We start from the raw sequence: 22865 nt of genomic DNA on the forward strand, positions 1-22865 counted from the left end.
AAAAAAGCCGACAGGGCGTCGGCTTCGTGTCTCAGGCTTCCATTGCCTGCTTGTGAAACAGCTCACGGAACACCGGGTAGATATCCTCGGGTTCACGAATGTGCTGGATCGCAAAGTTATCGAATATCGACTGCAGGTGTTCATATTCGCGCCACAGGGTCTGGTGAGCACGACGGGTGATTTCAATATAGGTGTAGTAACGGACGACCGGTAAGATGTTCTTCGCCAGAATCTCATGACACAGCGGTGAATCATCCGCCCAGTTGTCGCCATCTGACGCCTGAGCAGCGTAGATATTCCACTGTGCCGGATCGTAACGCTCTTTGACCACTTCATCCATGAGCTTCAGGGCGCTCGACACGATGGTCCCGCCGGTTTCCTGTGAATAGAAAAACTCCTGCTCGTCGACTTCTTTGGCCTGTGTATGGTGCCGGATATAAACCACATCGACATTTTTGTAAGTGCGGCTCAGGAACAGGTAGAGCAAAATATAAAAGCGTTTTGCCATATCCTTGGTGGCCTGATCCATAGAGCCCGAGACGTCCATCAGACAGAACATAACCGCCTGGCTGGAAGGTTCAGGACGTTTTTCAAAGTTTTTGTAGCGTAAATCAAAGGTATCGATAAAGGGCACCCGAGCGATACGCGCACGCAAGTCGGCAATCTCTTTGCGTAAGCGCTCCTCTTCGAGCAACTGAGCCGGTTCTGACTTTTCAACCGTGGCGAGTTCATCTTCAAGCTGATGCAGCTGGCGACGTTTACCTGCGGTCATGGCAGTACGACGCGCCAGAGAGTTCTGCAGAGAGCGCACCACGCTGATGTTGGCCGGCACACCATTTGAGGTAAAACCCGCACGGTGGGTTTTATACTCGTTTAACTGGCGGTGCTGATTTTTACGCAAGTTGGGCAGCGCCAGATCTTCAAACAGCAGGTCCAGATATTCATCTTTGGAGATCTGAAAAACGAACTCATCCTGACCTTCACCGTCCTGACCGGCGTTGCCCTGACCGGAACCGCTGCCACCGCCGCCCTGCGGCCGCTCAACACGGTCATTTTGTATAAAGTGATCGTTGCCCGGATGGACACGATGGCGTTGCCCGCCGCGACCCTGATGGAAAATCGGTTCATTGATGTCATCAATCGGGATGGAAACGGATTCGCCACTACTGATGTCGGTCACCGAGCGTTTATTGATGGCCTCGGAGATCGACTGCTTAATCTGGGACTTATAACGACGCAAGAAGCGCTGGCGGTTGACCGCGCTCTTGTTTTTACCGTTTAGTCGGCGATCGATAAAATAGGCCATGATGTTCCCCCAAACTACATTGCAAGCAGGCCGGGCTGTCCCGTCCTTAAGTGACCGGTGCTATCCCGCACCGGTTTGCTTACAGACTCTGATCAGGACGATTTACGTACGCGTAGATACCATTCACACAGCAGGCGAACCTGTTTGCGGGTATAGCCTTTTTCCATCATACGATCGACAAAATCATCGTGCTTCTTCTGCTCATCCGTGGACGTTTTCGTATTGAACGAAATAACCGGCAACAGCTCTTCGGTATTTGAGAACATTTTTTTCTCAATCACCGTACGCAGTTTCTCATAACTGGTCCAGTTCGGATTGCGGCCGTTATTATGGGCCCGTGCACGCAGCACAAAATTGACAATTTCATTACGGAAATCTTTAGGATTACTAATCCCCGCAGGTTTCTCAATTTTTTCCAGTTCCGCATTAAGTGACTCACGGTCAAACAGCTGCCCTGTATCAGGATCGCGATACTCCTGATCCTGAATCCAGAAATCGGCATAAGTGACATAGCGGTCAAAGATATTTTGACCATATTCGGAATAGGATTCCAGATAAGCCGTCTGAATCTCTTTGCCAATAAACTCTGCATATTTCGGAATTAAATAACCTTTCAGGTGCTCAAGGTATTTTTCCGCCTGATCTTGCGGGAACTGCTCACGTTCTATTTGCTGTTCCAACACGTAAAACAGGTGAACAGGGTTGGCTGCCACTTCAGCATGATCGAAGTTAAAGACGCGGGACAGAATTTTAAAGGCGAAACGGGTCGACAATCCGTTCATCCCTTCGTCTACGCCGGCGTAGTCATGGTATTCCTGCCAGGACTTCGCCTTTGGATCCGTATCCTTGAGGCTTTCACCGTCATACACGCGCATCTTGGAGTAGATGCTGGAGTTATCCGGATCTTTCATGCGTGACAGAATGGAGAATCGCGCCAGAGTTTCCAGCGTGCCGGGCGCGCAAGGCGCCGTGGACAGCTCACTGTGATTCAGGAGTTTCTCGTAGATCTTAATCTCTTCGGATACGCGGAGGCAGTAAGGCACCTTAACGATGTAAACACGATCAAGGAACGCCTCATTGTTTTTGTTGTTACGGAACGTCACCCACTCAGATTCGTTCGAGTGCGCCAGAATGATACCGTTAAACGGCAGAGCAGAGATGCCCTCTGTACCGTTATAGTTACCTTCCTGGGTGGCGGTTAACAGGGGATGCAGCACTTTAATGGGTGCTTTAAACATCTCAACGAATTCCATGATGCCCTGGTTCGCCCGGCACAACGCACCTGAGTAGCCGTAGGCATCAGGATCGTTCTGAGCATGGTTTTCCAGTTTACGAATGTCGACCTTACCGACGAGTGCGGAGATATCCTGATTATTTTCATCACCGGGTTCGGTCTTGGCGATGGCTAACTGCTCCAGAATCGACGGCCATACTTTCACCACTTTGAAGCGGGTGATATCCCCACCAAATTCGTGCAGACGTTTAGCCGCCCATGGCGACATAATGGTGCCAAGGTAGCGGCGGGGTACGCCGTACTCTTTTTCCAGAATATTGGCGTCTTCCTGCGGATTAAACAGGCACAGGGGGTGATCGTTGACCGGGCTGCGTTCGCCATCGGCGCTCAACACAAAGATGGGCACACGCTGCATCAGCGATTTCAGTCGCTCTGCCAGAGAGGACTTACCGCCGCCGACCGGACCCAGCAGATAAAGAATTTGTTTCTTCTCTTCAAGGCCTTGTGCCGCATGTTTCAAGTAAGAAACGATTTGTTCAATCGCTTCTTCCATACCGTAAAACTCTTCAAATGCCGGGTAACGTCCCATCACCCGGTTAGAAAAGATTCTGGAAAGGCGTGGCTCCTGAGCGGTGTCAACCATCACGGGTTCACCGATAGCCATTAACAGTCGCTCTGCGGCGTTGGCGTATGCACTGCGATCCTGTTTACAGATGGTAAGAAATTCCTGCAGTGTGAACTCTTCGTCCTTGGCAGCTTCATAACGCTGACGATAATGATCGAATATATTCATAGCGATGCCCGTCCTTTCGTTTTTAGCACAGGTAAAGGAGCAATAATCAGTGCTCGTATAGCTCCCGGAAGATATTATCTTTTACTACAGCAACCCTTATGCCAACCTGATCATTGTTATCGGGATGCACAACTTTTATGGTTACTCTCTTTCAACAAAACCCTCGGTATTAAGTTTAACTGTAGAAGGCATTCAGGAAATTTCATCATAGATTTTTGATTAGTGAGCCACATATCAATAACAAAATCATTTTGTTGCGAAACCTTTTTGACGCATAAATGGCAAATTTGTGATGTCTCTAACCCGGTTATGCCACATCCTGCCTTAAATTGGGTAGATGATTTTCATATAAGGTTAATTCAGTCTGTAAAAAGAGTTAGACTGTATGAGTGATTGTTATATTTATGGAATGAATAAATTGTGAACCAATTCAAACTTAACACGCTTATCGCACTTCTCCCTTGTTATTTTCTGGGGCAGTCAGTTCAGGCCGCGCCTTTATCACTCGGTGCATCAGTGATTTATGCGCAATCCCCGTATCGGGGTGGGCAGGACCGCTATTTGCCCGTGCCCATCATCAATTATGAAGGAGAAAACTTCTGGTTTAACACGCTACAGGGCGGTTACTACCTGTGGAAAGACCCTCAGGATCAGCTGTCTCTGACGTTGTTAGGCTCACCACAAGAATATGACCCGGGTGACAACGATCTGGGCGATATGAAAGGGCTGGATAAGCGCCGCATGACGCTGATGGGTGGTGCGACCTACAGACATACCGCAGACTGGGGGATTGTTCGTACTTCACTGCTCGGTGACGTACTTAACAACAGTAATGGCATCATCTGGGATCTTACCTACCTCTACCGCTTTAACTTCGGCGATTTTACGTTAACGCCGGGGATTGGGGCCATGTGGAACAGCGCGAATCAGAACCGTTACTACTATGGCGTATCTGGCCATGAGAGCGATCGTACCGGTATCAGCCGCTATCATCCCGATGACAGCTGGTCACCTTATGCGGAGCTGAATGCCAGCTACAGCATTACGCCACAGTGGAATGCTAACCTGTCAGGACGCTACACCCGTTTTGCCAGTGAAATCAAAGACAGTCCCATGGTTGATAAAAGTGGACAGTTCACGATCTGGACAGGCGTAAGTTACACTTTCTGATTTGCACTTTAAGAGGGCAGGCGTTGCCCTCTGTTAGTTTGTCTGCCCTATAACAGTGCAGGAGCGTAAAATGGCAAAATACCTTAACGTGGCAGGTCAACAGGCAATACCGGCGATAGGGCTTGGGACCTGGTACATGGGTGAAGACAGTAACAGCCGACAGCAGGAAGTCAGCGCGCTTCAGGCTGGGCTGGATGCGGGCTTGAAAATTATTGATACGGCCGAAATGTACGCCGATGGCGGGGCGGAAGAGGTGGTCGGCGAGGCGCTAAAAGGGCGCCGTGACAGCGCGTTGCTGGTATCGAAAGTTTACCCATGGAATGCCGGAGAATATGACGCGATAGCCGCCTGTGAAGCCAGCCTGCGGCGTTTGCAAACCGACCGCCTTGACCTCTACCTGCTGCACTGGCGTGGCAGCGTGCCCCTGGACGAAACCATAAGCGCAATGCAAAGCCTGCAGCAGCAGGGAAAAATTGTGCATTGGGGCGTTTCAAACTTCGACAGCGATGATATGGATGAGCTGTGGGCCGAAGCCGGTGGTGAAGCCTGCGCAACCAATCAGGTGCTTTATCATCTGGCTTCACGCGGTATCGAATATGATCTTCTGCCCCTGTGCCAGCAACATGCGATGCCGGTAATGGCCTATTGTCCGCTGGCTCAGGCAGGACGCTTACGCAATCGGCTGTTTTCAGAGCCAACCCTGGTCGCCATTGCTCAGCAGAAGGGGATTACGGTTGCTCAGCTTCTGTTGGCGTGGGTTATCCGTGCGCCGGGTGTGATTGCTATCCCTAAAGCCAGCTCACTGCTGCATGTGCAGGAAAATGCCGCGGCGTTGGATATTAGCCTGAGTGATGAGGAGTGTTTCCTGATCGACAAAGCTTTCCCGCCGCCGCGGCACAAATTGCCACTGGACGTCGTATGAATAGCGCCCTTAAGCCTTAATTTGATTTCCCTTTCAGACGAATCGTGGTCGCCAGTCGGGCCGGTTTTTCGCCCGCACTGCGTAACGGTTTGCTGATGCGAGCCGTTTCCACACAAACCATGGTTTTGTAACCTTCGTTGGGCATGTCTGTCATGCTGCAGGACAGCTCAACGCCTGGGTTCCATGTGACAACGTCACTTTGGTGATGATGATAAACCTCGATTTGCCGCTGTCCCACCTGATCGTTAATCACGGAGCAGTCGTTTGCCGCAGTAAAGATACGGTCAACCCGGCTGGTAAAACGCTGCTTACCGTCACTGGTGCCTTCCTGATTGTCGTTAACCTTATCGATATAGGTATCACCCAGTCCCGAGACATCGACCCCATTGATATCTGCCACGTTAAAGTAGCTGTGCAGCGCAGCGGTGGACTCATAGTCACCATAGGCTTCCAGTTCGATCTCACAGTGCTGCCCAAGACGAAAACGTGCTATCAGCGTAAATTCGTGTGGCCATAACTTTAGCGTCTGTGGATTGCTTTCCAGCACCAGCGTTAAGATCACGCCTTCTTCGTTTTCATCATGAGCAGACAGCTTCCAGGATTGATTACGGGCAAATCCATGCGCCGGTTCACCCGCAGGTCCAAACCAGGGCCAGCAGATGGGGACGCCGCCGCGAATCGCTTTACCTGGCGAGAAAGGGCTTTTATCGCTCAGCCACAGCACGTGCTTTTCCCCGCTGGGTTGCCAGGCAATAAGGTGAGCGCCCTGTAACGTTATGGCCGCACGCACGCGAGGATGGCTGACAACGATTGCCGGAAGATCCCCGACCTGACGCTGTGACAGGTAAGGCGTAATCTGTTTAACCACGGGGAGAGAAAAAAGTTTGTCTTGCATGCCCGACTCCTTACGAAATGGATCAAAAAAAGGGTGACCGAAGTCACCCTTATTCTCTTCTGTCTGGCTGCCTTATTTAGCAGAAACCAGCGCAATCAGGTCGAGAACTTTGTTTGAATAACCGGTTTCGTTATCATACCAGGAAACCAGTTTAACGAAGTTGTCATTCAGCGCTATACCGGCTTTAGCATCGAATACTGACGTCAGGATTTCACCGTTGAAATCGGTAGAAACCACGTCATCTTCAACATAGCCCAGCACGTCTTTCATTTCGCCTTCTGAAGCGGCTTTAATAGCGGCACAGATTTCTTTGTAAGACGCTGCTTTTTCCAGACGAACGGTCAGGTCAACAACAGAAACGTTTGGAGTAGGAACGCGGAACGCCATACCTGTCAGCTTGCCATTCAGTTCTGGCAGCACTTTACCTACCGCTTTCGCTGCACCGGTAGAAGAAGGGATGATGTTCTGAGACGCGCCACGACCGCCACGCCAGTCTTTGTGAGACGGGCCATCAACGGTTTTCTGTGTCGCGGTGGTCGCGTGAACGGTGGTCATCAGGCCTTCAACGATGCCGAACTTGTCGTTGATCACTTTTGCCAGTGGTGCCAGGCAGTTAGTGGTACAAGAGGCGTTAGACACGATGTCCTGACCCTGATATTTGTCGAAGTTTGCACCACGAACGAACATTGGAGTGTCATCTTTAGATGGACCGGTCAGAACGACTTTCTTGGCACCCGCAGTGATGTGCTTACGTGCAGTCTCGTCGGTCAGGAAGATACCGGTTGCTTCAGCAACGACGTCAACGCCGACTTCGTCCCATTTCAGGTTAGCCGGATCTCTCTCAGCAGTAACGCGGATTTTCTTACCGTTAACAACCAGAGCGCCGTCCTGTACTTCAACGGTGCCGTCAAAACGGCCGTGAGTAGAGTCGTACTTCAGCATGTACGCCATGTAGTCAGCGTCCAGCAGGTCGTTGATAGCAACGATTTCGATGTCAGAGCGCTGTTGAGCAGCACGGAAAACGATGCGACCGATACGGCCAAAACCGTTGATACCTACTTTGATAGTCATATATTCCACCAGCTAGTTGTTAGTGAATAAAAGGTTGGCTGTAAAATTACAAAAACCTTACCAGGCGTCAAGCGGAATCGTGTCAATTGTTGCGACAGGTCAATCCACTCAACAGGAATTATTTGTGCCGCAACCGCTTGCGCGCACCTGAAAAAAACGTGCTCTGTTGAATCCTTCGCCGAATATATAGGGATATGCCAGAGAAAAGGTGATCGAAGTCACAAATCTACCTTGTAGGATACGGACTGAAGGGTTGAGCACAAAAAAAGACCCGACTAATGTTGATCGTTTGTTAGAATAGTAGTCGATTTTTACAGAATGACATCCCGGAATTGCTCAAATGCCTAAAGAAACCGCACCCGAAGCAAAAATCGCCCAACTGACTGAGATGCAACGTTATGTCACGCAGCAGCGTGGAACGGAGCCACCGTACAGCGGTGCGCTGCTGCACAATAAGCAGGAAGGGATCTACCACTGTTTGGTCTGCAACGCTCCCCTGTTTTTGTCTGACACCAAGTATGACTCAGGTTGTGGCTGGCCCAGCTTCTATCAGCCGGTAAGCGATGATGCGATTCGCTATCTGGAAGATAATTCACATGGTATGCAGCGTGTTGAAATCCGTTGTGGCAGTTGTGATGCCCATCTCGGTCATGTTTTCCCGGACGGTCCACAACCTACCGGTGAACGCTACTGTGTTAATTCCGCCTCGCTGAACTTTACCGATCAGCAAGGTGACGAGACGAAAGGATAACGATGAAACAGCAACTTGACGCGATGCTTGATGTCATGACGCCTGAAATCTATGACCGTCTGGTTATGGCTGTGGAAACCGGAAAATGGCCGGATGGCGTGGCGCTTACCCAGCAGCAGCGTGATAACAGCCTGCAACTGGTGATGATGTGGCAGGCGCGGAATAACGAGGCCCCACAGCATATGACGATCGGTAAAGACGGCGAGATGGTCACCAAGTCTAAAAAGCAGTTGAAAGATGAGTTTGGCATTGAGCCAGACGTGACTCGTATCAACCTGCATTAAGCCTGGACAGCCTGTGAAAGTGACAGGCCGTTCGAGACGTGAAGGGCTGGCAACGAGCCAACCCTTCACGTTCAGCTTCAGATAATAACCGCACCCTGTGCTGCCATCTGCGCCAGGGCAATTTCGCTGTCTTCAGGATTGAGATTCACGCCCCGGCAACCTTCTGCCACCACGTTCACCTGATAGCCCAGTTCCAGTGCATCCAGAACGCTATACTTCACACAGTAATCGGTCGCCAGGCCCAGCATCACCAGATGCGTGATGTCGCGCGCACGCAACCAGCTGTCCAGCTCGGTTTTACGCCGGTGGCCGTTATCAAAAAAGGCGCTGTAGCTGTCAACGTCCTGATCTTCACCCTTGTGGAAGACCGCGTCGAACAGGCTGCGATCAAGCCCAGGATGAAAGTCTGCGCCGGTTGAGTGCTGAATCCCATGATCCGGCCACCAGATTTGGGGCAGACCATTAAGCTCGCCCAGGGTATAAACCGGCTCACCAGACACGGAGGCAAAACTGCCATGATTGGCAGGGTGCCAGTCCTGTAATGCCACTACGCACTCACCTTTTTCGCGAAAGGCACGGGCATAGCGATTAGCAATCTCTACCGTATGATCGCCTTCTTTAACGGCCATAGGGCCGCCGGGGCAGAAGTCGTTCTGAATATCAATAATGATCAGTGCCCGTTTCATTCCCGTATGCTCCGTCTCAATCTTCGGTCAGTTCGCCACGCAGGTTTTGCTGCATTTTGGCACGGATTTGCTCGCTTGAGAGATCCTGACTTAACAGATAGTGAAGTTTTGTCAGGGCGGCTTCTACCGTCAGATCAAAGCCACTGATGACGCCTGCATGTTCCAACGCATTCCCGGTTGCGTAGCCGCCCATATTGACCTTACCGGAGATACATTGGGTGAGGTTAACCACCACAATGCCGCGCTCGCTGGCCTGCTGTAGCTCAGACAGGAACTCGGCGTTCTGCGGGGCATTACCTACGCCGTAAGAGCGCAAAATAAGGGCTTTAACCGGCTGGCGCAAAAAGTTACGCACGACATCCGCCGATATGCCGGGATAAATCGTCACCACGCCAATGGGCTGCGGCGTGATCGTATGTACGATGAGCTCGCCCTGACCTTGCGGCGCAGGCGGTGTGTTCAGGCGGCGAATATGGATGCCGGCTTCCAGCAGGGCTGACAGATTGGGTGAGGCAAACGCATTAAATCCGTCGGCATGAGCTTTCGTCGTACGGTTACCGCGATAGAGGGTGTTATTAAAAAACAGCGTCACCTCGTTAACCGGATAGTTAGCGGCAACATACAGCGAGTTCAGCAGGTTTTGCTGACCATCTGAGCGCAATTCGGCTAACGGGATTTGCGAGCCGGTCACAATGACCGGTTTTGCCAGGTTTTCCAGCATAAATGACAATGCTGACGCAGTAAAAGCCATGGTATCTGTACCATGCAGAATTACAAAGCCATCATAGCGGTCGTAATTCAGCCGGATATCTTCGGCAATGGACTGCCAGTCCTGAGGCGTCATATCGGACGAATCGATCAGGGGCTGATATTCATGGATCGTGAAGTCAGGCATTTCCGGGCGATGGAATTCGGGCATTTTTGCCAGTTCTTGCTGTAGGTGACCTGAAACCGGAATATAACCTTGAGCAGAGCGTTGCATACCGATGGTACCGCCGGTATAGGCAACGTAGATGTTTTTCTTTTGCATAGGTGAACTCAGACTTGCTGTAAAACGCGCAGTATAAGGGGAACAGCAGGGAAAAGCAGCCCGACCAGCAGTCGGGCTGAGAGGTTTATCGCACTTCACCGCAGGTCAGGCAGAAGGCATAACGGTTTTGTGGATCGTTAAGATGGTCGAACAGGCCAGGCTGATTTCGCATGGCGCTCATGACATCGTACATCGGCGCGGGCAGCCAGGCTTTCAGCTGGCCAGGCAGCACGGCCTGAACAGAGGCGTTCATCTGGTTCAGCATCAAATCGACAAAGCCGGGATCTTCCTGATACCAGTCAAGCTGCGGTTGTGAAACCTTCGCCAGCTCGGCCGCTTTCTTCACCGCATCGTCAAAATCACCCAGTGCATCCACCAGTCCATTGGCTTTCGCGTCGCTTCCGGTCCATACATGACCCTGGGCGATGGCGTCGATTTGCTCCGGCGTTTTGTGACGTGAGGTCGCAACCAGCCCAACAAAGTTGTGGTAGCCGTTTTCGATGGTCAACTGCATCAACTGCTGGACTTCAGGCGGCAGCGCTTTGGTGCTGGCGACATCCGCCAGCGGTGAGGTCGCGACGCCGTCCGTATGGACACCGATGCTGTCCAGGGTGTTTTCCAGCGTATTAATCACGCCGAAGATACCGATAGAACCGGTCAGGGTGACAGGACTGGCGATAATGTAGCTGGATGGGGTAGAAATCCAGTAACCACCAGAAGCCGCCATCCCGCCCATGGAAACCACAATCGGTTTACCGGCGGCTTTCGCCGCGGCCAGTTCGGAACGGATAGCTTCCGAGGCCGTTACGCTACCGCCAGGACTGTTGACCCGCAAAATGATCGCTTTGATCTTAGGGTCCAGTCGCGCATCACGAATCTGTGCCGCCGTGGTATCACCGCCTACATTGCCCGGCGTTTCATCACCGTCCATGATGGCGCCGCTGGCCATAACAACGGCAATATTGCCTTTCTGTTGGCTGGCGTCCGGTTTAACGTTGTAGTCATAAATACTGACGCTGCGATAATCGCTGCTCTGTTTATCAAAACCAAAGGTCTTGATAAGCATCTGATCGGCATCAGCCCGTGAGCCCAGAACATCGACCAGTTTGTTATCCAGCGCATACTGACCGGTATCGCCTTTAACGGCCTGTAAGCCGGCAATGATGGCTGCCGCGCCAGGGAACAGCTGCTCAGGGGTGATCTGACGGTTAGCCGACACGGTATTAAGGTAATTCTGCCAGAGTTGTCCCACCCAACGGGTGTCCGCATCGCGCGCGGCAGGCGACATATCATCACGCAGGAAAGGCTCAACAGCAGACTTATAGGTGCCGACGCGGAAGACATGTGAATTGACCTTCAGCTTGTCGAGCAGCGTTTTGTAGTACAACCCATTGGTGGCGAAACCATGCAGGTCAACGGTCCCCTGAGGTGACAGGTAGATTTTTGTCGCATAACTGGCAAGGTAGTACTGGGCCTGACTGTAACTATCGCCGAAGGCGTAAATGGGTTTGCCGCTCTCACGAAATTCGCGCAGCGCTTTACCAACATACTGCAGCGACGGCTGATCGCCGCCGGCAAAGTCACGCAGATCTAACACCATGCCTTTAATATTGCTGTCGCCCTTTGCCTGACGAATCGCATCAACCACATCAAACAGGGAGTTTTCCTGTAGGCGGTCGCTGCTGGTGCCTAATAACTGGCGACCAATTTTACTCAGGCGATTGCTGACGGAAGGTTTATCGACCAGCACACCGGTCAGATCAACTTTTAAAGCGCCTTGTTGCACCGGGGCAGAATGACTGCCTGAGCCGCTGACCTGAAGCCAGATCCCGACACAGACGACAATCAAGAAAATCAGGAACAGGTTAAGGATACATTCCCTGATAAAGTTCAACACTCGCCAGATCCCGCGGAACAGACCAGCAATTATTCGCCACAATGTGCGCATCACACTCTCCATATTGATATACCGGAAATAGCCGCTTTGTAGGCCAGGTCTCCGTTGACGACCTCATCCTAAAGAGCGGCGCAACAAAAGTCAGCAGGAAATCACCCTGGACTGTTACAAAAAATCCACCTGTGCCAGGATTATGCGTGCTTTAACCCCTCAGGAGAAAAACATGGATGCACTTGAATTATTGGTTAATCGTCGCTCGGCCTCCCGCTTAGCGGAGCCGGCACCCGGCGGCGAGGTGCTGGATAATATCCTGCGCGCCGCCATGCGCGCGCCCGATCACGGTACCTTGCAACCGTGGCGCTTTATCATAGTGGAAAACGAGGGCCGCGATCGCCTCAGCCAGCTGCTTGAGAAGGCGGCGCGGGACAATCAACTGGATGAAAAGGCCATTAACAAAGCCAGCCAGGCCCCGTTTCGTGCGCCGATGATTATTACCGTTGTGGCCCACTGTGAGCTAAACCACAAGGTTCCTCGCTGGGAGCAAATCGCCTCGGCAAGCTGCGCGGTGATGGCCATGCAGATGGCGGCGGTCGCCCAGGGCTTTAATGGTATCTGGCGAAGCGGTCCCTGGACCGACGATCCGCAGGTACGCGACGCGTTCGGTTGCCGGGAACAGGACGCTATTGTGGGCTTCCTTTACCTGGGCACACCGCAGCTGAAATCCAGCACTACCGTGGTACATCCCGACACGGCGCCGTTCGTTCGCTATTTCTGAACGCTCCCAAACGAGAGATTGTGCGGTTATTGTGCGAATAGTTCAGCATTGAACCCGGCGAGCTTATCAGCCGCGCGCCGCCAGGCTACCATAGCGCTGCTTCATCTGGCAGCGCATACTCTTCTCCAGGCCTGTGCGTGTGATGCAACCGTTCAGCGGGCTAAGGGGCAGGCATCGTGCCGCTCAACCCTCCGCTGACCGGTTTGCGCTGTCACCCTTGTTGTTTGCTGACGTTAAGGATTACCCGATTTAATGCGTTTGTTTATTGCAGAGAAACCCAGCCTTGGACGGGCCATTGCCGACGTGCTGCCTAAACCGCACCGGCGTGGTGATGGCTTCATCGCCTGCGGCAATGATCAGATTGTCACCTGGTGCGTGGGGCATTTACTTGAGCAGGCGCAGCCTGATGTTTACGACAGCCGTTATGCGCGCTGGTCGCTGGCGGATCTGCCGATTATCCCTGAAAAATGGCGTCTGCAGCCGCGGCCTTCCGTTGCGAAACAACTTAAAGTGGTGGAGGGATTACTGGCGCAGGCCGATGAAGTGGTCCACGCAGGTGACCCCGATCGGGAAGGGCAGCTGTTAGTGGATGAAGTGCTGGATTATCTGCAACTCCCCGTAGAGAAACGCAGTAAAGTGCAGCGCTGCCTGATTAACGACCTGAACCCACAAGCGGTGGAACGGGCCATCAACCGGCTGCGTGAGAATCGCGAATTTATTCCACTCTGCGTGTCCGCCCTGGCACGTGCACGTGCCGACTGGCTTTACGGTATCAATATGACGCGCGCCTGGACGTTGCTGGGCCGCAATGCGGGCTATGATGGTGTGCTGTCAGTGGGAAGGGTGCAAACGCCGGTGTTGGGGCTGGTGGTACGCCGGGACGAAGAGATCGCGAATTTTGTCCCCAAAGATTACTTTGAAGTCAAAGCGCACATTGTGACGCCGGATGAGAGTCGCTTTACCGCCAACTGGGTCCCCAGCGAAGCCTGTGAGCCCTGGCAGGATGAAGAAGGTCGGCTGCTGAAACGCTCGCTGGCGGAGCATGTGGTGGCACGCATCAGCGGTCAGCCAGCTATCGTTACCGCCTACAATGACAAGCGCGAGAACGAGATCGCGCCGCTCCCTTTTTCTCTCTCTACTCTGCAAATCGAGGCGGCTAAACGCTTTGGGCTGAGTGCGCAGGCGGTACTGGATGTGTGCCAGCGTTTGTATGAAACCCATAAGTTGATCACCTATCCGCGTTCTGACAGCCGTTATTTGCCCGACGAACATTTTGCCGGTCGCCACGCCGTACTCAATGCGATTCAGGCGCATCAACCTGACCTGACGCCACCAGCGGAGTTTGATGCAGACCGCAAAAACCGCTGTTGGGATGACAAAAAAGTGGATGCGCACCACGCCATCATTCCCACCGCTCGCGCCAGCGCCGTCAGGCTTAATGAAAACGAACAGCAGGTTTATGGACTGGTCGCCCGGCAATATTTAATGCAGTTTTGCCCGGATGCGGTGTTCCGTAAATGCACCATCGATCTGGATATCGCGGGCGGTAAATTTGTTGCCAAAGCCCGTTTTCTGGCTGAGGCAGGATGGCGAGCGCTGCTCGGCGGTAAAGAGCGTGATGAAGAAAATGATGGCACGCCGTTGCCTGTCGTCGCGAAAGACGATGAGCTGCTGTGCGAGCGCGGTGAGGTACTGGCGAAGCAGACTCAGCCGCCGCGCCATTTTACGGATGCAACCTTGCTGTCGGCCATGACCGGCATTGCGCGCTTTGTTCAGGATAAAGAATTAAAGAAAGTGCTGCGTGCGACCGATGGTTTAGGAACGGAAGCCACGCGCGCAGGCATTATTGAGTTATTGTTCCGCCGTTCATTTTTACACAAGAAAGGACGCTATATTCATTCGACTGATGCAGGCAAAGCATTGATCCATTCATTACCGGATCTCGCTGCCCGGCCGGATATGACGGCTCAATGGGAATCGACCCTGACGCGTATCAGTGAAAAAGCCTGTCGTTACGATGAGTTTATGCAGCCGCTGGTACAATCGCTGAGCGGGTTAATTCAGCAGGCGCGGCAGCAGCCGTCGGGACAGGCGTTTCGTGGTTTACCATCCACCGGACAAAAACGTCCGCAGCGTAAAGCAAGGCGTAAAACTAAGGAAACCGAATAATGAAATCAGCATGGCTCCTCCTGGCTGTGATGGCTGTTTGCAACCCGGCACAGGCTAACTACCGTCACCAACAGGATGATGCAGGCGGTAGCGATACCGATGTGATCGTTAATATGCCAGCGGAAGCCTGGACGCAGGGACAAAACCGCCAGCAGAATTGTCTGCAGTGCTGTATTTTTGAAAACCGTAACTATACGGAAGGCGCGGTAGTGAAGTCAGAAGGGGTGCTGCTGCAGTGCGCGCGCGATGAGAAATCGCTGGGTACCAACAATTTGATTTGGAAAATTGTGAAATAAAAACGCGTGGCTTTTTACCACGCGTCAGGGCCGTATCAGAAACGGAAGGTTGACCAGACCGGGGCATGGTCGGACGGTTTTTCCATGCCGCGGATGTCATAATCAATCCCGGTTTCAATGCAGTGCGACGCCAGCCCGGTGCTCGCCAGCAGCAGATCGATGCGCAGGCCGCGATTATCATCAAAGCCTTTTGAGCGATAGTCGAACCAGGAAAAACGGTCGTTAACGTCCGGGTTCTGTGCGCGCCATGTATCGACCAGGCCCCAACTGAGCAGGCGATCCATCCATTCACGTTCCTCAGGCAGGAAAGAGCACTTACCGGTGCGTAACCAACGCTTGCGGCTGTCTTCACCGATACCGATATCAAGGTCGGTACTGCTGATATTCATATCACCCATGATCAGTACCGGCTTATCGGCGGCCAGGCTGTCACTCAGATAGCTTTGCAAATCGCGATAAAACTTCTCTTTCGCCGGAAATTTCGTCGGATGGTCACGGCTCTCGCCCTGGGGGAAATAGCCGTTTATTACGGTGATATCACCGATCGGGCTGGGGATCTCGGCCATGATCAATCGACGCTGCGCATCATCGTCATCGCCCGGAAACCCACGGCGCACGGACACCGGCTGAACTTTGGTCAGCAGCGCCACGCCGTAATGGCCTTTCTGACCATGGTAAAACACGTTATAGCCCAGCTTTGCCACGTCTTCTAACGGGAACATATCGTCATGAACTTTGGTTTCCTGCAGTCCGATGACGTCCGGCTGATGTTTTTCGACCAGTGCTTCAAGTTGATGGGGGCGAGCCCGCAAGCCGTTAATGTTAAATGAAATAAATTTCATGGGATGACCTTCAGCGAATGATAAGCAGGATGGTAGCGATTTTTGCAGTAAAAGTCATGGCAGAGCAGGGCAATTTCAACGAGTGGTAGACAGGCTGTATCAGGGGGCTTGATGTCAGGATTATTCGGCGCGTCGCGCCTCACCCTGCGGGCCGCGCTTGCGCGCGTTGTCTCGCGATGCTCGACTCGAACCTTGATCGAAGGTTCTCATCCCTCTCCCCAGATAACTATGATGGTTTTGGTTTCTTAGGGCAGAAAGGCAGCATTTTCGTGATGGTGGTGGGAGAAGGATTATTCGGCGCGTTGCGCCTCACCCTGCGGGCCGCGCTTGCGCGCGTTGTCTCGCGATGCTCGACTCGAACCTTGATCGAAGGTTCTCATCCCTCTCCCCGAAGAAGATAATGATAAAGGTCTTGATTTGGGAGTGAGTGCAATATACGAGATGGTGGTGGGAGAAGGATTCGAACCTTCGAAGTCTGTGACGGCAGATTTACAGTCTGCTCCCTTTGGCCGCTCGGGAATCCCACCGGGGATGATATGTGTGTTCAGGCAGCAGATTCAGATGGTGGTGGGAGAAGGATTCGAACCTTCGAAGTCTGTGACGGCAGATTTACAGTCTGCTCCCTTTGGCCGCTCGGGAATCCCACCAGGGACTGAATTGTTATGCTCTGAAGCGGGGCGCATCATACCAAATGCGCCAGGACTGTAAAGCGCCGACTGGCAAATGGTGAACCGTTTGTCCACTTTTTGCCCGTAGCGCTGGAATGTCAGCCAATCCAGCGCCGTGGCGGTTAAAGAATAATCGTGCGGTTACCGTAAACAAACACGCGCTGACCTAATACTTTATCTAACGCGCGGCTCAGGACATTTTTTTCGACGTCGCGTCCGGCACGCATCATTTCTTCTGCCGTATAGGTGTGATCGACGTTGATGACGTCCTGCATGATGATCGGGCCTTCATCAAGATTGTCGTTCACATAGTGCGCTGTCGCCCCAATGATTTTAACGCCACGCTCGTAAGCCTGGTGATAAGGCCGCGCGCCGATAAAAGCCGGCAGGAATGAGTGGTGAATGTTAATGATCTGATTGGGATAGCGCTGCACAAAACCCGGCGTCAGCACGCGCATGTACTTGGCAAGCACCACATAATCTGGCTGATAACGGTCAATTTCTTCTGCCATACGGTTGTCATGGTCTTCACGTGACAAACCTTCATGGCTGACCAGGACAAACGGAATATCGAAACGCTCCACCAGCGAACGCAGCGTATCGTGATTACCGATGACGGCGGCAATTTCCATATCCAGACCGCCAAATGCACTCTTCATCAGCAGGTCGCCAAGGCAGTGCGCTTCTTTAGTGATCAAAATAACCACACGGCGACGACCTGCGCTGTGCAGTTCACGTACGGAACCTTGTGGAAGGGCACTGTCGAGATCGGCCAGCAGGGTCGTATCGTTAAAAATCCCTTCCAGCTCTGTGCGCATAAAAAAACGCCCGGTGCGATGGTCAACAAACTCATTGTTTTGCACGATATTCAGTTCGTGCTTGTAACAAATATTGGTGATTTTGGCGATCAGACCTTTTGCATCGGGACAAATGGTTCGTAAAACTTTTCTTTGCATGGTTTGCGCTTGCATCTCAATCAGAGTCCTGTCAAAGCATTAAGGGTAAAACCGTTACGCAGGCAACTGCCTTAGCCGCAACATTTCTTGTATTTTTTATCGGCGCCACAAGGACAGCGATCGTTACGCCCAATGGCGGGCGTTATTCCGTCTACATAGTACCAGCGTTGATCCTCGCGAAGAAAGCGTGAACGCTCGTACATCGCCCGATTAACACCGTTTTCACGATAACGGGCGAAAAAAGTAACAAAGGCTTCATCCTGATTACGCCCCGGCTCACAGTGCGTGACGTTCAGGCTCAGCCATTCAGTACCAGCAAAACTTTCAGACAACAGCCCGGCAAGCGCGGGATCGCACCTGGTGGGATGCCAGGTCGACACTAAATAGTCGACGTCGTGTTTAACGTAAGCGCAGTAGCGAGAGCGCATAAGTTGTTCAGCTGATAAGGGAATTTCTGTTCCTTTAACAAAGGGCTGACAACATAGGCTATACTGCTTGCCGCTACAACATGGGCAAGATTCGGACACATATTCTCCTGTGAGTAACAGTGGGTGTTGATGATATCGTTTACTTTATCCGACCCACGCTTGTGACGCTATGTATTGACGCCAGGACCCGAGCAAGATGAGAAAACAAAAGATTGGATTGGCTCTGGGTTCCGGTGCCGCCAAAGGATGGGCGCATATTGGCGTCATCGACGCGCTGGAAAGCGCAGGCATTGAAATTGATGTCGTCGCAGGCTGTTCCATTGGTGCCCTCGTCGGCGCGGCTTATGTCAATCATCGGCTGCCGCACATGAAAAAATGGGTCAGCGCCTTCAGCTACTGGGATGTCATCCGCTTAATGGATCTTTCCTGGCAGCGCGGTGGACTTCTGCGCGGTGAGCGGGTGTTTAATCATGTCCGTCAGCTTATCACCAACAATGCGCTTGAGGCATGTGACAAGCCTTTTGGCGTGGTGGCGACCAACTTAAGCACGGGACGTGAATTATGGCTCACCGAGGGAGAATTGCATCAGGCCGTGCGCGCTTCCTGTAGTATGCCAGGCTTATTGCCACCGGTCGGCTACAATGGTTATTGGCTGGTAGATGGTGCCGTGGTGAATCCGGTACCGGTTTCACTGACTCGGGCACTGGGAGCCGATGTGGTTATTGCCGTGGATCTTCAGCACGATGCGCACCTCATGCAACCCAACTCAATGGTGCTGACACCCCAAAGTACTGAGGAACATGCCGCAGCGGTTGCGCTCAATCTCGACTGGCGCGGAAAGTTGCGCCAGAGACTGGTCAGTTTTACCCAGCGACGGGCATCACAAATGCCGGGTGCAATGGAGATCATGGCCACTTCAATCCAGGTTTTGGAAAATCGCCTGAAGCGAAACCGGATGGCAGGCGATCCGCCCGACGTGCTCATCCAGCCGTTTTGTCCACAAATATCCACGTTGGACTTTCATCGTGCTGAAGAAGCTATTGCGGCGGGGAAGGTTGCCGTTGAGAAACAAATGGATGAATTATTACCGCTGGTCCGTAGAAGATAATCTGGTTGTTCACGCACAGATGTTACTTCGGTCTATTCTGAAAGGCGCAACTGCGTTTTATGAACCACTATTGAATTATCGGGTACGCAGGGGGATGGAATGGAAAAACCACTGATCGGCAAAAAGATACTCATTGTCGAAGATGAGGCCGTTTTCCGTTCGCTATTAAACCAATTTCTGTCATCCATGGGTGCTGTCACGGTTGAAGCAGAAGATGGCCTGCAGGCTATTGAGCAACTTAAGCAGCATTCTGTGGAGCTGGTCATTTGTGATCTGGAGATGCCTGTCATGAGCGGCATCGAATTCGTCGAGCATGTCCGTAGCCGTGGCAACAGCGTGCCGATTCTGATCATTTCGGCCACGGAAAATATGTCCGATATCGCGCAGGTGCTGCGTCTTGGCGTGCAGGATGTGCTGCTCAAACCGTTAAAAAACTTCGAGCGCTTCCGCGAGGCGGTCTACGAATGCCTTTACCCCTCCATGTTTACGTCGAAGGTTGAGGAAGACGAACAGCTGTTTCAGGACTGGGATGCGCTGGTTCGCGATCCGTCAGCGGCAGCAAAACTCCTTAAAGAGCTTCAGCCACCTGTCCAGCAACGTATTGCTAACTGCCGAATTAATTATCGCCAACTGACAATGGCAGAGCAGCCCGGTCTGGTGCTGGATATTGCCGCGCTTTCTGATAAAGACCTCGCCTTTTATTGTCTTGATGTCACCCGCGCCGGCGACAACGGCGTTTTGGCCGCTTTGCTCCTGCGCGCATTATTTAATGGATTACTGCAAGAACAGTTATCAGGACAAAAGCAGCGTTTGCCGGAGCTGAGCAGTTTGCTCAGACAGGTCAATTTACTGCTGCGCCAGGCTAACTTAACCGGCCAGTTCCCGTTGCTGGTGGGATATTACCATCGTGGATTAAAAAATTTGGTGCTGGTTTCTGCGGGATTAAATGCCACTTTGCATGTTCAGGCCCATCAAATACAACTCAGTAACGGTGTACCTCTTGGCACTATGGGCAGTACACATACTAACCAAATTAGTCAGCGTGCGGATGACTGGCAATGCCATATTTGGGGGGCCGGAGGCCGCATACGACTGATGTTATCGTCTGATCAGTAAACCCTGATGAACGTTTTATTATCGCCCGCAAGACAGGGCCAGAAGTTAGCTTTACACTTGGGTAATAGTCTTAAATTCTCCGGATAGATGTCTTCCAGGATAAATCCGTTCGCGAGTAACTGATATACTCATTTCCGAATTTAAACCGACATATCAAGCATTAAAACTTGAACGGCCTATAAGAGAGGTATTTTGATGTCTGCCTATAAGACCAAAGTTAAGAAAGCGGTAATTCCGGTAGCTGGTTTGGGTACGCGTATGCTTCCTGCTACCAAAGCGATTCCAAAAGAAATGTTACCGCTGGTTGATAAGCCGTTAATTCAGTATGTCGTTAACGAGTGTATTGCTGCGGGTATTAATGAGATCGTACTGGTTACTCACTCATCTAAAAACGCCATTGAGAACCACTTCGACACCAGTTTCGAACTGGAATCCATGCTGGAAAAACGTGTTAAGCGTCAGCTGCTGGACGAAATTCAGTCTATCTGTCCTCCGCACGTGACCATCATGCAGGTACGTCAGGGTATCGCTAAAGGTCTGGGCCACGCCGTTATGTGTGCGCATCCATTGATTGGTGATGAGCCTGTTGCCGTTATTCTGCCGGATGTCATCATCGACGAATACGAATCTAACCCAACCAAAGATAACCTGGCAGAAATGCTCAGCCGTTATGAAGAATCCGGCCGCAGCCAGATCATGGTTGAGCCAGTCAGCGATGTGACGGCTTACGGTGTTGTGGACTGTCAGGGTGCAGAACTGAATCCTGGCGACAGCGCACCAATGGTGGGCGTGGTTGAGAAGCCTAAAGCGTCTGAGGCCCCATCTAACCTCGCGGTTGTTGGTCGTTACGTTCTGTCTGCTGACATCTGGCCTCTGCTGGCGAAAACGCCTCCAGGTGCGGGTGGCGAAGTTCAGCTCACCGACTCTATCGCCATGCTGATGGATAAAGAAACCGTCGAAGCTTATCACCTGAAAGGGGTAAGTCATGACTGTGGTAACAAACTGGGCTACATGCAGGCTTTCGTTGAATATGGTGTTCGCCATCCGGTGTTGGGCAAAGAGTTCACAGAATGGCTCAACAAAACCGTTAGCGATAAAAAGTAATTTTAAACACAGGATAGCTCAATGAAAGTCACTGTATTTGGTATCGGCTATGTCGGTCTGGTTCAGGCTGCGGTGTTGGCCGAAGTCGGACATGACGTTCTCTGCATTGATGTGGATGAAAAGAAGGTCGAAAACCTTAAACAAGGCAAGATCCCCATTTTTGAACCGGGTCTGACGCCGCTGGTAATGTCGAATTACGAATCGGGTCGTCTGAAGTTCAGCACTGATGCTGCACTGGGCGTGAATCATGGCGTGATGCAGTTTATCGCCGTGGGTACGCCGCCTGACGAAGATGGCTCGGCCGACCTGAAATATGTTACTGCGGTGGCGCGTACCATTGCTCAGCATATGACCGATCACAAAGTCGTCATTGATAAGTCAACGGTGCCAGTGGGAACCGCTGACCGCGTCCGTGCCGTCATGACAGAAACCCTGAAGGCGCGTGATGCCAACATCAGCTTTGATGTGGTGTCCAACCCAGAGTTTCTAAAAGAAGGTGCGGCAGTTAATGACTGTATGCGCCCAGAGCGTATCGTCGTAGGGACGGACAATGACGATGTTGTGGAGCTGTTGCGTGAGCTGTACGAGCCATTCAACCGTAACCACGATCGCATGATCCTGATGGATATTCGCAGTGCAGAACTGACTAAGTACGCGGCTAACTGCATGCTGGCGACCAAAATCAGCTTTATGAACGAAATTTCCAATCTCGCAGAACGTTTAGGCGCGGATATCGAAAAAGTGCGCCAGGGGATTGGGTCTGACTCACGCATCGGCTATCACTTTATCTATCCAGGCTGCGGCTATGGCGGTTCCTGCTTCCCGAAAGACGTTCAGGCGCTTATTCGTACGGCTGAATCCATTGGCTACACGCCGCGCCTGTTGAAGGCGGTGGAAGACGTCAACGACAGTCAGAAGACCAAGCTGCCGACCTTTATCAAACGCCACTTTGGTGACGATCTTAAGGGTAAAACGTTTGCCCTGTGGGGTTTGTCATTTAAACCTAACACCGATGATATGCGTGAAGCATCAAGCCGCGTGTTAATGGAAACCTTATGGGAAGCTGGCGCATCCGTTCAGGCCTTCGATCCCGAAGCCATGGATGAAGCGCAACGCATCTATGGTCATCGCGATGATTTGAAGCTGATGGGTACCAAAGAGGCGGCATTGCACGGTGCAGACGGCCTGGTGATTTGTACGGAATGGCAGAACTTCCGTGCACCTGACTTTGACGTTATTAAGAATGCACTGAAAGAACCCGTGATTTTTGATGGGCGTAACCTGTATGATCCAGAGCGTATCAGCAAACGCGGCTTCGTTTATTATGCAATCGGCCGCGGAGCATCTATCCAGGCTGTGTGATT

Annotated in this window: 21 protein-coding genes, 2 tRNA genes and 2 other RNA genes; 11 read left to right on the top strand and 14 right to left on the bottom strand. The window is 52.1% G+C overall.

The genetic code is table 11. From position 1 onward, the window contains the following. Positions 1–31: 31 nt before the first annotated feature. Both CMR03_RS00980 and yeaG read right to left on the bottom strand, forming a co-directional pair. A complete protein-coding gene (locus tag CMR03_RS00980; protein WP_063879822.1) occupies positions 32–1306 on the bottom strand; it encodes a YeaH/YhbH family protein in 1275 nt (424 codons plus the stop codon). A gap of 92 nt (positions 1307–1398) precedes the next feature. Beyond that, positions 1399–3333 carry a protein kinase YeaG gene (gene yeaG / locus CMR03_RS00985; RefSeq protein WP_063879821.1) on the bottom strand — a complete coding sequence of 645 codons (1935 nt, stop codon included), beginning with the start codon at positions 3331–3333 and terminating at the stop codon, positions 1399–1401. Positions 3334–3753: 420 nt separating this feature from the next. On the opposite strand from yeaG, the gene CMR03_RS00990 reads away from it, so the two are divergent. Next, entirely contained in the window at positions 3754–4503 is a 750-nt protein-coding gene (locus CMR03_RS00990) for a MipA/OmpV family protein (RefSeq protein ID WP_096010504.1), read from the top strand. Positions 4504–4573: 70 nt separating this feature from the next. Continuing rightward, positions 4574–5425 (top strand): aldo/keto reductase, encoded by an 852-nt coding sequence (locus CMR03_RS00995; RefSeq protein WP_096010505.1) that lies wholly within the window; start codon positions 4574–4576, stop codon positions 5423–5425. 16 nt (positions 5426–5441) lie between these two features. Here CMR03_RS00995 and CMR03_RS01000 read toward each other — a convergent pair whose 3' ends face one another. Further along, positions 5442–6320, bottom strand: a complete 879-nt coding sequence (locus CMR03_RS01000; protein WP_096010506.1) for a D-hexose-6-phosphate mutarotase — start codon at positions 6318–6320, stop codon at positions 5442–5444. A 72-nt stretch (positions 6321–6392) separates the two neighbouring features. Then, positions 6393–7391 carry a glyceraldehyde-3-phosphate dehydrogenase gene (gapA, locus tag CMR03_RS01005; RefSeq protein WP_063879817.1) on the bottom strand — a complete coding sequence of 333 codons (999 nt, stop codon included), beginning with the start codon at positions 7389–7391 and terminating at the stop codon, positions 6393–6395. Positions 7392–7731: 340 nt separating this feature from the next. Here gapA and msrB point away from each other — a divergent pair, with 340 nt between their 5' ends. Then, positions 7732–8142: a peptide-methionine (R)-S-oxide reductase MsrB gene (gene msrB, locus CMR03_RS01015; protein ID WP_063879816.1), complete on the top strand. Its 411-nt coding sequence runs from the start codon at positions 7732–7734 to the stop codon at positions 8140–8142. 2 nt (positions 8143–8144) lie between these two features. Beyond that, positions 8145–8426 (top strand): YeaC family protein, encoded by a 282-nt coding sequence (locus CMR03_RS01020; protein WP_096010507.1) that lies wholly within the window; start codon positions 8145–8147, stop codon positions 8424–8426. Between the two features lie 77 nt (positions 8427–8503). Here CMR03_RS01020 and pncA read toward each other — a convergent pair whose 3' ends face one another. The 3 genes from pncA to sppA form a co-directional block, all read right to left on the bottom strand. Then, entirely contained in the window at positions 8504–9112 is a 609-nt protein-coding gene (pncA, locus tag CMR03_RS01025) for a bifunctional nicotinamidase/pyrazinamidase (RefSeq protein ID WP_096010508.1), read from the bottom strand. Positions 9113–9128: 16 nt separating this feature from the next. Beyond that, positions 9129–10142 carry an asparaginase gene (gene ansA, locus CMR03_RS01030; RefSeq protein WP_063879813.1) on the bottom strand — a complete coding sequence of 338 codons (1014 nt, stop codon included), beginning with the start codon at positions 10140–10142 and terminating at the stop codon, positions 9129–9131. An 85-nt stretch (positions 10143–10227) separates the two neighbouring features. Then, on the bottom strand, positions 10228–12090 hold the full coding sequence (gene sppA / locus CMR03_RS01035) for a signal peptide peptidase SppA (protein ID WP_096010509.1): 1863 nt from the start codon (positions 12088–12090) through the stop codon (positions 10228–10230). A 172-nt stretch (positions 12091–12262) separates the two neighbouring features. On the opposite strand from sppA, the gene CMR03_RS01040 reads away from it, so the two are divergent. The 3 genes from CMR03_RS01040 (at position 12263) to CMR03_RS01050 (ending at position 15279) form a co-directional block, all read left to right on the top strand. Further along, entirely contained in the window at positions 12263–12814 is a 552-nt protein-coding gene (locus tag CMR03_RS01040; RefSeq protein ID WP_063879811.1) for an NAD(P)H nitroreductase, read from the top strand. A 252-nt stretch (positions 12815–13066) separates the two neighbouring features. Continuing rightward, positions 13067–14983: a DNA topoisomerase III gene (locus CMR03_RS01045; protein ID WP_096010510.1), complete on the top strand. Its 1917-nt coding sequence runs from the start codon at positions 13067–13069 to the stop codon at positions 14981–14983. Beyond that, a complete protein-coding gene (locus CMR03_RS01050) occupies positions 14983–15279 on the top strand; it encodes a YnjH family protein (protein WP_164484313.1) in 297 nt (98 codons plus the stop codon). The genes CMR03_RS01045 and CMR03_RS01050 overlap by 1 nt, the downstream gene beginning before the upstream one ends. Positions 15280–15314: 35 nt before the next feature. Here the strand turns inward: CMR03_RS01050 and xthA are convergent, their stop codons facing one another. The 7 genes from xthA to CMR03_RS01085 all read right to left on the bottom strand — a co-directional run bounded on the left by xthA (position 15315) and on the right by CMR03_RS01085 (position 18272). Further along, positions 15315–16121, bottom strand: a complete 807-nt coding sequence (gene xthA / locus CMR03_RS01055) for an exodeoxyribonuclease III (protein ID WP_063879808.1) — start codon at positions 16119–16121, stop codon at positions 15315–15317. A gap of 101 nt (positions 16122–16222) precedes the next feature. After that, a non-coding RNA gene (locus CMR03_RS01060) (RtT sRNA) lies at positions 16223–16350 on the bottom strand. A gap of 44 nt (positions 16351–16394) precedes the next feature. Next, a non-coding RNA gene (locus CMR03_RS01065) (RtT sRNA) lies at positions 16395–16522 on the bottom strand. 41 nt (positions 16523–16563) lie between these two features. Then, a tRNA-Tyr gene (locus tag CMR03_RS01070) sits at positions 16564–16648 on the bottom strand. A 35-nt stretch (positions 16649–16683) separates the two neighbouring features. Beyond that, a tRNA-Tyr gene (locus tag CMR03_RS01075) sits at positions 16684–16768 on the bottom strand. 143 nt (positions 16769–16911) lie between these two features. After that, positions 16912–17760, bottom strand: coding sequence for a formyltetrahydrofolate deformylase (purU, locus tag CMR03_RS01080; protein ID WP_096010512.1), 849 nt, complete (start codon positions 17758–17760; stop codon positions 16912–16914). Between the two features lie 56 nt (positions 17761–17816). Further along, entirely contained in the window at positions 17817–18272 is a 456-nt protein-coding gene (locus tag CMR03_RS01085; protein ID WP_096010513.1) for a YchJ family protein, read from the bottom strand. A gap of 97 nt (positions 18273–18369) precedes the next feature. Between CMR03_RS01085 and rssA the strand changes: the two genes are divergently transcribed. The 4 genes from rssA (at position 18370) to CMR03_RS01105 (ending at position 22863) form a co-directional block, all read left to right on the top strand. Beyond that, the gene (gene rssA / locus CMR03_RS01090) at positions 18370–19281 is read left to right on the top strand and encodes a patatin-like phospholipase RssA (RefSeq protein WP_063879805.1); all 912 of its coding nucleotides are present in this window, start codon (positions 18370–18372) and stop codon (positions 19279–19281) included. Between the two features lie 99 nt (positions 19282–19380). Beyond that, positions 19381–20397 (top strand): two-component system response regulator RssB, encoded by a 1017-nt coding sequence (rssB, locus tag CMR03_RS01095; protein ID WP_063879804.1) that lies wholly within the window; start codon positions 19381–19383, stop codon positions 20395–20397. 195 nt (positions 20398–20592) lie between these two features. After that, positions 20593–21501, top strand: a complete 909-nt coding sequence (gene galU, locus CMR03_RS01100) for a UTP--glucose-1-phosphate uridylyltransferase GalU (RefSeq protein ID WP_063879803.1) — start codon at positions 20593–20595, stop codon at positions 21499–21501. Positions 21502–21522: 21 nt separating this feature from the next. Further along, positions 21523–22863 carry a UDP-glucose dehydrogenase family protein gene (locus tag CMR03_RS01105; RefSeq protein ID WP_096010514.1) on the top strand — a complete coding sequence of 447 codons (1341 nt, stop codon included), beginning with the start codon at positions 21523–21525 and terminating at the stop codon, positions 22861–22863. Positions 22864–22865 lie beyond the last annotated feature (2 nt).

The organism is Pantoea allii, assembly GCF_002307475.1.
GTDB classification, from domain to species: Bacteria; Pseudomonadota; Gammaproteobacteria; order Enterobacterales; family Enterobacteriaceae; genus Pantoea; species Pantoea allii.